At 43.4% G+C, this 13,811-nt stretch carries 15 protein-coding genes; 3 read left to right on the top strand and 12 right to left on the bottom strand.

The window, feature by feature from the left end; all coding sequences use genetic code 11:
- Positions 1 to 56: 56 nt before the first annotated feature.
- The 4 genes from DXX93_RS11365 to DXX93_RS11350 all read right to left on the bottom strand — a co-directional run bounded on the left by DXX93_RS11365 (position 57) and on the right by DXX93_RS11350 (position 3,573).
- Positions 57 to 2,258 (bottom strand): TonB-dependent siderophore receptor, encoded by a 2,202-nt coding sequence (locus DXX93_RS11365; protein ID WP_258872655.1) that lies wholly within the window; start codon positions 2,256 to 2,258, stop codon positions 57 to 59.
- A gap of 353 nt (positions 2,259 to 2,611) precedes the next feature.
- On the bottom strand, positions 2,612 to 2,962 hold the full coding sequence (locus DXX93_RS11360) for a hypothetical protein (protein WP_116008192.1): 351 nt from the start codon (positions 2,960 to 2,962) through the stop codon (positions 2,612 to 2,614).
- A gap of 105 nt (positions 2,963 to 3,067) precedes the next feature.
- Positions 3,068 to 3,298 carry a hypothetical protein gene (locus tag DXX93_RS11355; protein WP_147302682.1) on the bottom strand — a complete coding sequence of 77 codons (231 nt, stop codon included), beginning with the start codon at positions 3,296 to 3,298 and terminating at the stop codon, positions 3,068 to 3,070.
- Between the two features lie 98 nt (positions 3,299 to 3,396).
- A complete protein-coding gene (locus tag DXX93_RS11350; RefSeq protein ID WP_147302681.1) occupies positions 3,397 to 3,573 on the bottom strand; it encodes a M23 family metallopeptidase in 177 nt (58 codons plus the stop codon).
- Between the two features lie 181 nt (positions 3,574 to 3,754).
- Here DXX93_RS11350 and DXX93_RS11345 point away from each other — a divergent pair, with 181 nt between their 5' ends.
- On the top strand, positions 3,755 to 4,933 hold the full coding sequence (locus tag DXX93_RS11345; RefSeq protein WP_116008189.1) for a serine hydrolase domain-containing protein: 1,179 nt from the start codon (positions 3,755 to 3,757) through the stop codon (positions 4,931 to 4,933).
- 595 nt (positions 4,934 to 5,528) lie between these two features.
- Here DXX93_RS11345 and DXX93_RS11340 read toward each other — a convergent pair.
- From DXX93_RS11340 to DXX93_RS11305, 8 genes are all read right to left on the bottom strand, one after another.
- A complete protein-coding gene (locus DXX93_RS11340; protein ID WP_147302680.1) occupies positions 5,529 to 5,888 on the bottom strand; it encodes a PDZ domain-containing protein in 360 nt (119 codons plus the stop codon).
- A gap of 171 nt (positions 5,889 to 6,059) precedes the next feature.
- Positions 6,060 to 6,563: a nuclear transport factor 2 family protein gene (locus tag DXX93_RS11335; RefSeq protein WP_116008187.1), complete on the bottom strand. Its 504-nt coding sequence runs from the start codon at positions 6,561 to 6,563 to the stop codon at positions 6,060 to 6,062.
- A 110-nt stretch (positions 6,564 to 6,673) separates the two neighbouring features.
- Positions 6,674 to 7,105 carry a VOC family protein gene (locus DXX93_RS11330; RefSeq protein WP_116008186.1) on the bottom strand — a complete coding sequence of 144 codons (432 nt, stop codon included), beginning with the start codon at positions 7,103 to 7,105 and terminating at the stop codon, positions 6,674 to 6,676.
- A gap of 92 nt (positions 7,106 to 7,197) precedes the next feature.
- Positions 7,198 to 8,034, bottom strand: coding sequence for a 23S rRNA (adenine(2030)-N(6))-methyltransferase RlmJ (locus tag DXX93_RS11325; RefSeq protein WP_116008185.1), 837 nt, complete (start codon positions 8,032 to 8,034; stop codon positions 7,198 to 7,200).
- 9 nt (positions 8,035 to 8,043) lie between these two features.
- A complete protein-coding gene (locus DXX93_RS11320; protein ID WP_116008184.1) occupies positions 8,044 to 8,964 on the bottom strand; it encodes a class D beta-lactamase in 921 nt (306 codons plus the stop codon).
- 87 nt (positions 8,965 to 9,051) lie between these two features.
- A complete protein-coding gene (locus DXX93_RS11315) occupies positions 9,052 to 9,624 on the bottom strand; it encodes a tRNA-(ms[2]io[6]A)-hydroxylase (RefSeq protein WP_116009929.1) in 573 nt (190 codons plus the stop codon).
- A gap of 187 nt (positions 9,625 to 9,811) precedes the next feature.
- On the bottom strand, positions 9,812 to 10,387 hold the full coding sequence (locus DXX93_RS11310) for a sulfotransferase (protein WP_258872764.1): 576 nt from the start codon (positions 10,385 to 10,387) through the stop codon (positions 9,812 to 9,814).
- 244 nt (positions 10,388 to 10,631) lie between these two features.
- Complete coding sequence (locus DXX93_RS11305) at positions 10,632 to 11,093, bottom strand: methyltransferase family protein (RefSeq protein WP_116008183.1); 462 nt, start codon at positions 11,091 to 11,093, stop codon at positions 10,632 to 10,634.
- A 167-nt stretch (positions 11,094 to 11,260) separates the two neighbouring features.
- Here DXX93_RS11305 and DXX93_RS11300 point away from each other — a divergent pair, with 167 nt between their 5' ends.
- Positions 11,261 to 12,922 (top strand): M28 family metallopeptidase, encoded by a 1,662-nt coding sequence (locus DXX93_RS11300; protein WP_116008182.1) that lies wholly within the window; start codon positions 11,261 to 11,263, stop codon positions 12,920 to 12,922.
- A 221-nt stretch (positions 12,923 to 13,143) separates the two neighbouring features.
- Positions 13,144 to 13,797, top strand: a complete 654-nt coding sequence (locus tag DXX93_RS11295) for an ABC transporter ATP-binding protein (protein ID WP_116008181.1) — start codon at positions 13,144 to 13,146, stop codon at positions 13,795 to 13,797.
- The last annotated feature ends 14 nt before the right edge of the window (positions 13,798 to 13,811 follow it).

The following is a 13,811-nucleotide window of genomic DNA, read 5'->3' as shown; positions in this document are numbered from 1 at the left end:
ATAATTAAAGCCAGTTAGCGGAAACGCTAACTGGCTTTTTTAGTGCTGCTTATCGACTAAAAATTGTATTTTACGGTTGCGTTAACCGAGCGACGAACACCAGGGAAACAATCGCCACGGAACAGGCAAGATGTTTGGTAGTCTTTGTCGGTTAGGTTACGCACGTTTAGGGCAAAATCTAAGTTCGCACTGAAAGTGTAGCCCAGCATTAAATCTGCAAGCGTGTAATCTGGTGTTACGTATCGCACAGGGGCAATATTCAACTCAGAGACACTTTCACCGACGTGGCGAACACCCGCACCGATGCGAAAACCTGGTAATAAGTTTTCAGGTTGCCAAGTAACCCAAGCAGATACTGTGGTATCTGGAATTGAAGATAACTGCAGGCCGTCTTGGTCTTCTGTGTCTAAGTCGGTGTAAGCTAGTTGAATATCAAATTCGCCCACTTGGAACTTACCTTCAAACTCAACACCTTTAAGCGTTGATTCACCTTGCTGCTGACCTTGCTGACCTTGCTGACCCGGGAAACTGTTTGGATCTGGTAAGTTGGTAATGTCGATTTCAAAGTAAGCTAAGGTAAAGAAACCAGGGAAACTGGTTGGTTCATACTTAGCACCAATTTCGATCTGTTCAGCTTCTTGTGGTTCAAGTTGTTCGCCCGTATCCGTCAAACCAACAACGGTTTCAAACGATTCTGAATAGTTGATATAAGGTGAAATACCATTATCGAATTTGTACAACAGACCACCACTTAACGATAAGGCATCATCATCTTGCGAGCTGTTTTGGGCTGTATCGCCAATATCGCTGCGCGTTTTGTTATCAACGCTGTCGTAACGCGCGCCAAGGGTAATGCGCCAGTTATCAACTGAGATTTGATCAGAAAGGTAAATACCTAAATCTTCGACTTGATTGGTAGGTTGGTCTTGGTAAATGGCATCGAAAATTGCTTGATCAGGAGCACCAGTGTATAAAGGATTCGCTAAGTCTAATACATAGCGAAAATCGCCAGAAAGTACGCCACCGCCGGCGTAGTTACTGCGATTGCTATCGGTCTCAATATCTTGGTATTGTGCGCCAACTAACACTTCGTGCGATAAACGACCAGTGTCAAATTCGCCAGACAAGCGTACATCAAATGCGTACTGTTCAAATCGGTTATCAGCTTGGTAGAAAGTACGCGGTACAGTGGTATCGGTAAAGCCAGTAGGCACACCTGCAGGCACTAAACCTTGCTGAACGAGTAAATCATTGAGGTAACGACTGCCTAGTTGCGGGTTAAAAGTTGGCCACGCTTGATGATAGTCGCCTTCACCGTCACGCCACAGCGCAGTAGCGTTTAAGGTAAAATCATCATTAATCATATGTTCAACAAGCATGGTTACCTGTGTCGATTCAGTTTCAATTTTATTGAAGCCTGGCTCGCCCGCGTATACGTTGCTGTTTAAGAAGCTACCATCGGCAAGTGGTGTTAATGTGCCTTGTACGGGTAAAAATTGTGCAGCGGTATCGGCATCAGAATCTTGGTACAAGCCAATCAATGTGAGCGTCGTATCTTCTGATGGCATAAAAGTAACCGAAGGCATTAAAACAAGTGTGTCGTCGTTTACTTCTTCAATTTGCGTTCCTGAATCGCGGTATATTCCCACAAGTCGCCCCTGTAGCGAGGCATCATCGTTTAATACACGATTAATATCTACGCCTAGCTGTTGGCGATCGTGGTTACCAATTTGTGCATAAATTTCACCGAAGTTTTCAGGGCGAGGGGTTTTACTCACGTAGTTAATGATGCCGCCCGGCGAGCCTTGGCCATAAAGCACGGATGCAGGGCCACGCAGAACTTCAACTTGTTCAAACGTGTAAATTTCTGCGCGCGGTGAGTTGTAGTTGCCAAATTGCTCCTGAATAGAGTCGCGATAACGTGGCGCTCTTAAACCGCGAATCGAAATATTATCGACACGTGTCGCAAAACCATTGCGCTCGGTGGTAATCCCCGGCATGTAAGATACCATTTGAGAAAGGTTTAATGAGCCTTTCTCTAATGCTGCGTCAAGGCTTTCAATTGATACTGAGCGCGAGGTCTCAACAATCGGTGTGTTTGATTTTGTCGCACCAAAGCGAGAGACCGAACCTGTTACCGTAATGACTTCGATTTCATCTTCACTCGCAGGCAGGTTATCTGCCTGTGCGATACCAAATGAAGAGCCAATGGCGAGAGAGAGCAGTGCGATTGGAAATTTTTTGTTTTTAGTATTCAACCTTAATCCCTTTAACAATAAAAGTGTGTTGTTATGGATGCTTTACTTATTTGTAAAGTGAGTGTTAGCTTGGGGTTGTCTGCGGAAGCACAAGCACCATTACAAGCTAGGAGCACAATTTAGGGGTGCAAGTGACGAGTAGATGTGAGGAAGATAAGTGTGGAATTAAACAGGCGAGTGCGTGTTAAGCCTGTTTAATTTAAAAAGCAAACCTATTGTTGCAAGGTTTACTTTGTTATTGCACTGGAAATAGCGGGTGTGATCAGGAAAGGCTAACTCAATTACGGGGACATTTTTATTGCCTATCCACATCACCCCAATAAACAGTGAAATTTATCTAGAACAGGCCGAAATTAGTCGAAAACATAAGGGCAACCGCCAAAAGAGTTCATGGTTTCAGACCAGCGCCAAACGTCGTTCGCTCGGCGCCAACGGCTATGATAGAACTCCATCAGGCATGAGCCTTGCTTCAACTCAATCAACAAAGTGTCACCTTCTTTTACTTGCTTATAAGGGGGATAAGTATCGGTTTTTCCCCAAGTCAGCCCGCTTTTTGAAGCTGCATACCTTGCCCAAAAAGCTTCTACATCTGCTCCTTGTGTCCAAACGATAGGCTGCTGGTTATCACTACTTGCTACTGAATTGGCTGTAGCGCATGACGTTAACAAAAAACAAAAACTTAAAAACAATAGGGCGGTTTTCATATTGAATTTCTCTATGATCGTGAAAACTATCACTGATATTACTATTTACTGGCTTGTTAACTAAGTGTTTTAACAAATTAATTGATAAGTGGCGGCGGGACGCGCTTAACTATATTGCTTGTGTTGCTTAAAGCTCAGAGCGACACCAACCAAAGACAAGAAACCGCCGATAGCAGATGTCATAAAAAATGGCGTCACAGTCAGGTTAATGTTGCCCTGAAAACCAGCAGCAAATGCAGAAGTCATCGCATTGACCTGCATTGTGTACCCAACCGAAGCAGCGATTATGATAATCGCGCCAGAGACAATAAGAGCAATAACTATTTTACTATCCATAAAAGATCCTTTTTTAATATTAAACAAACGATTAATGGGCTGATACTTGCCCAAGCGCAAACGGCTTTGACAAATGCTTACTTAGCGCCGACTGAATGTCAGTTATTGGCACTGTTTCGATCTTTCAATTCTAAGGTTTTTTGATCAAACCGAATTTGCAGTGGCAGGTTGTCTTTCCATGCCCCTACGTGTATATGAGGGTTACATGAGTAACCATTATTGCCAACCTTCGCAATGCTTTCCCCAGCTTGAGCAAGCAAGTATATTTCTGCCAAATCCCACCTCATGGCTTTTGGGAAGAGGGGGGGAGCCGACAGTAATGTAACTCGAAAGTATATTGTGAAACCATCACCTTCGTCTTTGCCCAAGAACAATTGAGTAATTTACAAACAGCTTGGCTCGGTCTATCGTAGGTAATAACAGCACTAATAAAAATTAAATCAACAGGATAACAATATGTGGAAATGGATTGGTGCAATTTTAGTGGCCATTATCGCGGCAGGCGTTGGTTATTGGTTTAGCCTTGATAAAAACATCCGTTACTTGATGTTAAACCAGCCGGAAAATACCAATGTTTTACTATGGACTACTGCGCAGCGCGATGCTGGCTTTCAAACACTCGAACAATTAAATGTTATTCCTTTTAATGTCATTGAGAAAGGTGAACGCCCTCACTCGCTGTCGTTAACACAGCCGCTAGAAGTTTCAGACAGCGCAATCGATAAATTTTTTGAAGAGCAGCGTATTGCCGCTTTGGTGGTACTGCAAAATGGACAGCTTCGCTATGAAAAATATGGTCTAGGGCTAACTAGCAGCGATAAGTGGACGAGCTTTTCGGTTGCCAAATCGTTTACCTCAACCTTGGTTGGTGCTGCGATTAAAGATGGTTACATTAACAGCCTGCAAGATAAAATCACCAACTATATTCCTGATTTAAAGGGCAGTGTTTATGATCAAGTTACGATAGAGCAAGTGCTGACCATGACATCGGGGGTGGCTTGGGATGAAGATTATTACGATCCTGACTCAGATGTGTCGAAATTCAATTTTCATACGCCAGAGCCGGGTTTGGACGCCACAGTCAGTTATATGCGCCATCTTGGCCGCGCTAAACCAGCAGGTTCCGAATTCTCATATAGCACAGGCGAGACGGGGTTAATTGGTTTACTGGTGAGCCAAGCCACCGGGAAAACACTGTCGAGTTATTTGTCAGAGAAAGTATGGTCACATTTGGCCGTGCAAAAGGACGCCTCTTGGCTACTCGGCCCAACTAATCACGAAATTAGCGGTTGCTGCATTCAAGCAACGGCGAGAGATTTTGCCTTATTTGGCGACTTTGTCTTGAACGGTGCACAAGTCAATGGCACGTCTATTGTTCCTGAAAACTGGTTTGCTAAAGCAGCATCTAATCAAGTTGAGTTGGATGAAGGCGAAGGTTACGGTTTTCAATGGTGGACGTCAGCAAAAGGTCACTTTGAAGGAAAAGGTATTTATGGCCAAGGGTTATTTGTCGACCCTGAGAACCAATTAGTTGTTGCTGTTAATGCTAATTGGGAAGGGGCGATGACACCTGCAAGCTACCAATCAAGAAAAGCTATGTATCAGTATTTTGTGAATTTATTGAACAACAGCTAAGGAGAAGGCGAGTTGTGTTTGATGAGGCATTTAAACAACAACTCAATCATATGTTTTTTATAGTCAATAATTTGCACCACGTTTTAGCGCTTAAAGTTACTTTTAAACGTTAAAGGATGGTGCTTGCGAACTGAGAACAGGCTAAAACTCATATTTAGTTAGCTTTTGTGCATCACCGCGAGTTAAATATGTCAATCTATGTTGATTGCTGAGCGATTGGTAGCTGAGGCAACAGACGGTTCAATTTGTATTGCACCTCATTATTCGAAAGTAATAAATCACTAGCGATTGCAGAAAATACTGGCAAGGTGCCAATAGCTTCTAAACCAATGCTAGGTTCATACAAAGCTTTAAGTTGATTTATAGACAAGCCAGGCTTCTGAATAGTAAGCTTAGTATGTTTATGGCTCTGTCTGGGTACTCAATGTCATCAACACTTTCAAAGGATTGATATAATGCGTCTAATGAATATTCGTTGAAATTCAAGTCCATTTGCGGCTCCGTTGTGTAAAATTAGCCCTGTTAAAAAAACGCTAGCAACTAATATTGCTATTTTGCATTAAGCCATACTCTCGTTCTCGATATGTTGACTTATTTAGGTTGAATGAAGTGCCAAACTTACTATTACAGTTTTAGCCGTACCTTGTTGAGTTTCAACCATAAGCTTTAGCTGATTCAAAGATTTCGATGTTAAGTATGACTTAGCTTTAGTGGCCGGACAACCAGGAATTTGACAACCCTCTATCGATTTAACTTTATCTCCGACCTTTAAGCCTGCTTTATCAGCCGGAGAATTCGCTACTATTTCTTTAGCAACAAGTTCATTGACTTTAGGATCGAAAAAACCGCTGGCCGAATACGACCATGTTACCCCCATTTTTATCCTTTCTGATGCGAAAGAGGTGTGAACTATCGGTAAGAGAATCAGCGTGATGATGAGTTTGATGTGGCGCATTTTCTTCCTTGCATGCATAAAAGTATCCAATTTACATTACAATTTAGTAATGTGCTTTTAGTTTTATCTTAATGTAAACTATTGATATTAATGATTTATTAGGCAGTTGGGTGAGCTGACTGTATCCCATATTACTTTATTGATGGTGTATTGATGTGACCTAAAACAATACTAGTTTTCATGTGGAATTTTAGTTGCTTGCCATGCAATCACTTGCCAAATACCATTGCGTTTTAACAAGGTGCCAGTATTAAAGTAGGTTTGTTTTACTTCTGTTGCGTTCGCATTTTCTTTGTGCATCAGTTTAAATGCAACTATCGCGGTTGAGCCGTAAATACGAATATCGGTTTGTTCAGCCCAGTAAAGCGGTGGCAGCGTTTTATGACTTTCCTTGGTGTGTTCCATTGCTGTGGCTTTTAAATCAGCCTCAATACCTTCAATAATGTGGGCCTTATCAAATCTTGCACCAGATGAGCTAGTGTAAATAAGATCATCAGCCCAAAAGCGTTGATGATTTTTCAAATCGTCGTTAATGGTATTGGCTAAAAAGTCGTTGAGCAGTTGGTTGATCACCGCTTTTTCTTCGCCAGTTTCATTGGCGTAAGCCGTACCAAATAAAGTACCGAAAAATGGAGTTAATAAGATAAGCAGTAAAGCGAAGCGAAGTTTATTCATTGGTAACCTTTTCTAATTTTTAGTTTTATTCTTTAGTTGTGTTATTAAGCTTTGGATTTGAGTCGATTTAGCGTGCGTTGCTTTTAGTTTTCAGCTTTGCGCAAACTTAATCAGCTTTGGGCAACTGGAGTAACTGGCTGTTTTTCTTCCATTATGCCGATTAGATTATCATCAGGATCGCGGATAAAGCCAATCCATAAATCGTGATCTGGCATTTTAGCGGCAAACGCCGGTAGACGCTCAATAGTGACGCTTAGCGTGCTTAACTGCTCGAAATATTGCTCTATATTCGTGGTGTGGTAGTAGATGACGGATGTTTGATGATCTCGCTCACTGCCTTGCAGCGTTGTCAGCATTAAGCGAATATCACCAAGCTCAAGAAACGCTAGGTTGGGTGGTACTTCAAAAGCAAGCGGGATATTAAGAATCTTATGGTAAAAATTAACCGCTTTCGGTAAGTCGCTAATCGCGATAGCAATTTGTTTGATTGATAGATTATTGGCAGATAGCTTACTGGCGTCTTGTTGTGTAGGTTCCATCATCGAAATTATCCCAAGGCACTTATACTTGATGACAGCATAGTTAATATTGTTGAAAGTATAAATGCCAGAGTCGTTATTTGTCCGGGAGGAGCTTATTCAGGTACTAGCATATCCAGTGTGTAACTCGATTGCTCAGTGCCCAATAACGTTTTCAGTTGCGGCAGTGCGCTTTCAAGTTCGCTAGCTAGCTGCCAAGGAGGGTTAACAATAAACAATCCCGTACCTGTCATGCCATATTGTTCTGAATCGGGTGATAAGCAAAGCTCTACTTTCATCACATTGCTTAGCTGGCTGCTGCTAATCGCCGCTTCCATGGTATCAATGTAATGACGTTGTACGATCGGATACCAAATAATATAGGTGCCAGTGGCAAACTTTTTATAGGCTTTAATCACCGCATCAACCGCTTTTTGATAATCGTTTTTAATTTCAAAAGGCGGGTCGATTAACACGACCGCTCTGCGTGTTGGCGGTGGTAACTGCCTGACAAGCCCAGCGTAGCCGTCTTTTTGAAAGACACTTGCTTGTTTCCAGTGATCGCAAAACTGCTCAAGCAAGCTAATATCGGTATTGTGTAGCTCAAACAAACGGGCGCTGTCTTGCTTTCTGGCGTGATATTGGGCAACTGCTGGTGAACCTGGATAAAGCGCCAAAGCTTGTGTATTAAAACTTTTGATAAGTGCCACATAATCGGCGAGTAAAGGCGTTAGCTTAGGCGCCTTGTATAGCTTGCCGATACCTTGTTTATACTCGCCAGTTTTTTGTGCGTATTCGTCTTGTAACTTGTACATGCCCGCGCCAGAGTGGGTGTCGATATAGCTAAACCCTTTCTCTTTTTCCGTCATATAGTTCAACACATGATGCAAAACACTGTGTTTGAGTACATCGGCAAAATTGCCGGCGTGAAAAGCGTGGCGGTAACTTAACAAGAGAATTCCTTATTGTATGGTATGGGGTAATTGGTAATGGGCAAGATAGGCTCTCGCGATATCTTTACGGTGCTTAGCGATGTGCTTTAGCGTGGTTGATTGGCCGTGCGCGGCAAAATAATGATATTTGCCATTCTCTTCAACAACACCGACAAACCAGCCTTGTGCTTTCGTTGGGCTAAACGTCCCCGCGCCAGTTTTACCATAAATTTTATAATCAGGCGTGTCGTGATTTAGCATTAATGGCTTGAGTAGCGCATAAGTGCTGGTTTTTAGTGGTAGTTGTTTGCTGTACAAGCGTTGTAAAAATTGTGCTTGTTCAATAGGGGAAATTTGTAAGCTGACACCTAACCAGAATACATCAATTCCAGCGCTAATATCGCGATTGCCGTAATCAAAATTGTTTAAATAGCCTTGCATGCGCTCAGCGCCCACCTGTGTTGCGATGGCGCGGTAAATTGGCACATTCGAAACTTGGTAAGCAGAGCGCAAGGTGTGCTCGCCAGCAGTCCAACTGCTTGGCCACCAACCTTCCGGCGCATAGGTTTTGGTATCGGCGCTCATGGTTTGGCTTAAATCGCTGACAATGCCTAAATCTAATGCAATGAGTGAATTAGGGATTTTAAACGTTGAAAATGGGCTAAAGCGCGTGTTCGCCCATTGTTTGTTGTGTACTTTAAGATCGCCGTCTGCGGTTAACAGTACAAAAGCACACTGACTATTGGCTTGCTCACAAGGTAGCACTTGCGGGCTTTTATCTTGGCTCTTGTTTTGGCTCTTCTCTTGGCTTAGCGCAGAGCTGGCTTGAGCACTTTGTGGCGCAGCATCAACAACTGCCGCCACTGAAGGCAATGGATAAGCAACTAAAGTTGCAGTAGCTAAAGCAAGCGCAGTGATGCGGCGCAGCGCTTTTATTGATCCCAAATTCATTTTTATAATCTTCCTTAACGGGTAGTTAGTGCGGTCTTTTACGCGCCATAACTCAATGGTTTGCTTTGGTTATAGCAATAAAAGGTTTTAGTGTAATGCCGCGCGAAATGGTAATTTTTCACAAATCGCCGCTTCAGCGATAAGGATTTCTTCTAAGCGTGTATCTACGTCTGTTTTGTCAAAATATTCGTAAGCAAGTTCAACAAATAAGTTTTTGTGTTTTTCTTCTGACTTTGCAATAGCAACGTAAAAATCTTTGTCTTTACCCGCGGGCAGTGCCTCGGCAACCAACGCGAAGCGCTCATGACCTCGGGCTTCAATGACACCAGCCACTAACAAGCGATCCATTAAAAACTCGTCGCGACCACGGCGAAACAACGCGCGAATCTCTTTGATGTAAGTATCTTTTTTATCGTCGGCAAGTTGCACATTGCGAGCGATTAATAGCTTTAACACTTGTTTAAAATGAATCAGCTCTTCAAGCGCTAAGTCTGTCATGGCTTTAACAAGCTTGAGGCGATCAGGGTAGTGCGACAGCATCGACATCGCCATGCCTGAGGCTTTCTTTTCTGCTGCTGCGTGATCCTGCAAAAAAGCATCAAAATCTGCCATTACAGCGTCGGTCCATTCAAATGGGGTGTGGTACTTCAATTCAAACATAGCGATATCGTCTTTATAAAACGTGAATGACACAAGTGCCAGCAAAGCAATGCGCTAGCACTTTAAAAGGTCGCGATTTTACCAGCCTTGGCGCTCGGCGCAAAGTGCTATTGTATTTTCTATTACCGAGAATATTACTGAGAAGGTGCGACAGAAAATGGTTGAATGACGGAGGTGGTTACTCCAACTAGATTAATTGATAGGCAAACCTACTATCAATACGGCCATTGTTCGTTGATGCAACCTTGAGCGGGTGATTAATTTTATTCCAGGCGGTGACTTTGCCTTTCATATTAATGAGTGGAAATTCACCTTGAGTATCTTGGGGTAAGCCGAGAAACTCAATCAGCTTGGCAAAGCTATCACTTGCCGCGATATCGAGTGTTAACAAATCTTGCTCACGATGTTTAAAGTAATCGTGAATCCCTTGTTGATGTTTTGTATAACACTGAATGAGAAATTCGTCACTGGCGATATTGTTTTCCGTGAGAGGCGAAAAAACATCGTTAAAACAGCGTTTTAAATGGGGGTTAAAACCACCGTCGCCGCGCTGTAAGTTAGTGTACATACGGCTTAACAGCTGGCGAATAGACGGTAACCACTTATCAAATGACCGCGTTAAATAAATAAATTTGCTGTTAGGATATTGCTTGTCCAATGCTTGGTAATCGCAAAATACCGGTGTATCGGCAATGACCTGTGCGCTGTCAAAGCAACGCTGCAAATACGCCGTATGCGCGGTTTTAAAGCCCAGTTCGAGCATCGTCACACAAATGCTCGTAGTGGCCGTGCGGGGCAGGCCAATAATCCAAATTTTCGATGTGTGAATACGTAGATCGGAGGTTGTTGCGTTTGTGGGGTCATGCGAGTTCGAGGCTAGTGGTGCGTTCAACGTTAATGGAGAGTTAGTCATGACATAGTTGATAAAAAAGTGGGTTAAGCCAAGGGTAAAAGCCGTTAGCTATAAAACGGCGCGATTATAGCAAACCTTTACTTCTAAGTGCGATTTATAGCCAACGTCTAACCTGAGAGCAGTAGTCGTGATATGGCCGACCAAAAATTTCAGCTAACATATGCTCTTCGGGTTTAATTTGAAACTCAGTCATATACCAAACAAACAGCGCACACCAAATTAAGGTCATGGGGTGTTGCAAGTACGAAGCAAACGCTAACAACGCAAGTAAAAACCCTAAATACATGGGATTGCGGGTGAGTCGATAAATACCTGTACAAACTAGATTTGACGCCTCACTTGGCGCCATGGGGTTGACTGTGGTTTGCGCTCGTTTAAAGGCCCACACACCAGCAATAGCAATAGCTGCCCCCACTGCGATAAGCGTTGTCGCTAGCGCACTGGCAAATTCAAAGGTCAAAGCCCATTGCGGCGTGGTGCTTTTGGTTAATGTCATCAAGAGCATGGTAATAAACACCAACACCACTGGTGGAACTTTTAGTTTAAGCGCTTCCATATTTTACTTTTCTCCTCGCTTACCTTGGCTTTCCTAATTCGTTTTTTAGCCTGGCTTTGCCAATTTATCTGTACGCGGTTTGAGCACTCTCACTGGCGGAAACTAGCGTGCATCAATCGCTTAGGTATATACTGCCAGTCCCGAATATTCTAATAAATAGTATCTTCATGAAAAAAATATCTTCTTTCGCGTTAGCTGGTGCTGCGCTGCTCACCGTTGCTGGGTGTAATGACAAGCCCGCTACAGAAACCGCCAACGCCGAATTAAAAAATACTCAAGCGGTGTTTGACAGCAGCTACAACAGCATTAACGGCGAGCAGCTTGCTGAGCACGTAAAAGTACTCGCGTCTGATAAATTCGCAGGTCGCGCACCATCAAGTATTGGTGAAAAGTTAACGCTGGACTACTTAACTGAACAGTTTAAAGCTTTGGGCTTAGCGCCCGGTAATGGCGATAGCTTCTTACAAGAAGTACCTTTGGTGTCAATAGAAGCATCAACTGATATGTCACTCAACATTGGTGGTAAAGCATACAAGTTCAAAGAAGATATGGTGATGAGCTCAAGCCGCATTACCGAGCTGTCTGAGCTTAAAGACTCTGAACTAGTGTTTGTTGGCTATGGCGTTAATGCACCAGAATACAACTGGAATGATTACGAAGGGCTAGACGTAAAAGGCAAAACCGTGGTGATGCTAGTCAATGATCCGGGCTTTGCAACGAAAAATCCTGCGTTATTTACGGGCGAAGCGATGACCTATTACGGCCGCTGGACCTACAAATACGAAGAAGCGAGCCGCCAAGGCGCGGAAGGCGCGATTATTATTCACGAAACGGCTCCGGCATCTTATGGCTGGAATGTCGTGAAAAACTCATGGACTGGCGCACAATTTGGCTTCCAACGTGAAGACAACAATATGAGCCGTGTCGCCGTTGAAGGTTGGATCACCAGTGAAGTGGCGAATGAGTTATTTACTAAGGCAGGGTTAGACTTCGCCACCGCCAAAGCACAAGCCGCAAAGGGCAGTTACCACGTTGATATGGGCGATTTAACCGCATCGGTAACGGTTAAAAATACCATCAAAAAATCAGTATCTAATAACTTTATTGCCACCTTACCGGGTACGAAAAAATCAGATGAACACATTATCTATAGTGCTCATTGGGATCACTTAGGCACAGACACCGCGCTTGAAGGTGATCAAATTTATAACGGCGCCGTTGATAACGCGACGGGCACAGCCGCATTAATTGAAGTAGCCGAAGCTTTCACGCAATTAAACGTCAAACCAGAGCGTTCAATTACCTTCTTAGCGGTGACTGCTGAAGAGCAAGGCTTGTTGGGCTCTAAATTCTACGCGGCAAATCCTGTGATTCCCGCGAAAAAAACCGTGGCTAACATCAATATGGATGCGTTAGGTGTTAACGGTAAAAGCGCTGATGTATCGGTATACGGTTTAGGTCAGTCTGAATTGGACAACTACTTAACCAAAGCTGCGGAAAAACAAGGTCGTGTAATCTCCGGCGATCCTCGCCCAGCAGCGGGTATTTACTACCGCTCTGATCACTTTGCTTTTGCCAATATCGGTATTCCTGCGCTTTACGCGAAAAGTGGCGCAGAGCCTGCCGACGAAGCAACGGCTAAGTTACGTGCGATGTTAGATCCTAAATTGAAAAAGTGTTACCACAACTTGTGTGACGAATATTCAGATGAGTGGGATTTATCTGGCGCAGTGCAAGATATGCAAGCGTTTTTTGAAATTGGCTATGAGCTTTCTAGCGAAAATATCTGGCCAAAATGGAGCGAAAGCTCTGAGTTTAAAAGACAGTAATTTGTCGAGATAATCTTGTGTTTTAAAAAACAGAGGGAGCAATAATGCTCCCTTTTTTGTACCATTTTTAGTTCGGTTCCGGTTGCCTACCCGTATAAACCTTTATTGCTATTGTGCTTGGTGAAAAATCGCTAGTAGCGCAACCACAAAATGTGGCTAGCAATAGATAATCCCTAATAGTAAACTTGGGAACTAAACATAAGGAAATACAAGGAGTTGTTGTGATTGAAGTAAGCAACCTAAGCTTTAGCCGATACCAAGGCGATCGCGAATTTCCTATCCTTCGCGGGTTAAACCTTTCGCTGACGCAAGGTGAGCAACTCGCATTACTTGGCGACAGTGGCTCAGGCAAAACGACACTGCTGCATATTTTAGCGGGCTTGCTACCAGCAGATGCTGGCGCCGTGGCAATTGATGATACGGATTTAACGCAACTTGACGACACTGAACTTGCCATCTATCGCCGTCAACTTGGGCTGATTTTTCAACATTATCAGCTGCTTGACTGTTTAACCGTCAAACAGAATATTCTTTTTCAATTCCAGTTAAACTTTCCAAAGCAAGAGGCAAGTGAATTTACGGCGTTAGTAGCCGCGCTTGGCCTTGAAAATAAGCTTGATGCAATGCCGCACCAAATTTCTGGCGGTGAGCAGCAGCGTGTGGGTATAGCGCGTGCCTTGCTTAACAAGCCTAAACTTGTGCTGGCCGATGAGCCAACAGGTAATTTAGATCAAACTCGCTCACATCAGGTGGTTAAGCTACTCACGGCGTTATGTCGAGAGCGTAATATCAATTTAGTGATGGTCACTCATAGCCAGCAATTGACCGATTATTTTGATCGCGTTGAAGTGCTAAGCAATGGGCAGTTTGCGTAACACTTTTCTTATGA

The sequence above is a fragment of the Thalassotalea euphylliae genome, from assembly GCF_003390335.1.
In the GTDB taxonomy this organism is placed as follows: domain Bacteria; phylum Pseudomonadota; class Gammaproteobacteria; order Enterobacterales; family Alteromonadaceae; genus Thalassotalea_F; species Thalassotalea_F euphylliae_B.
This window is presented reverse-complemented; position numbering and strand designations above follow the sequence as displayed.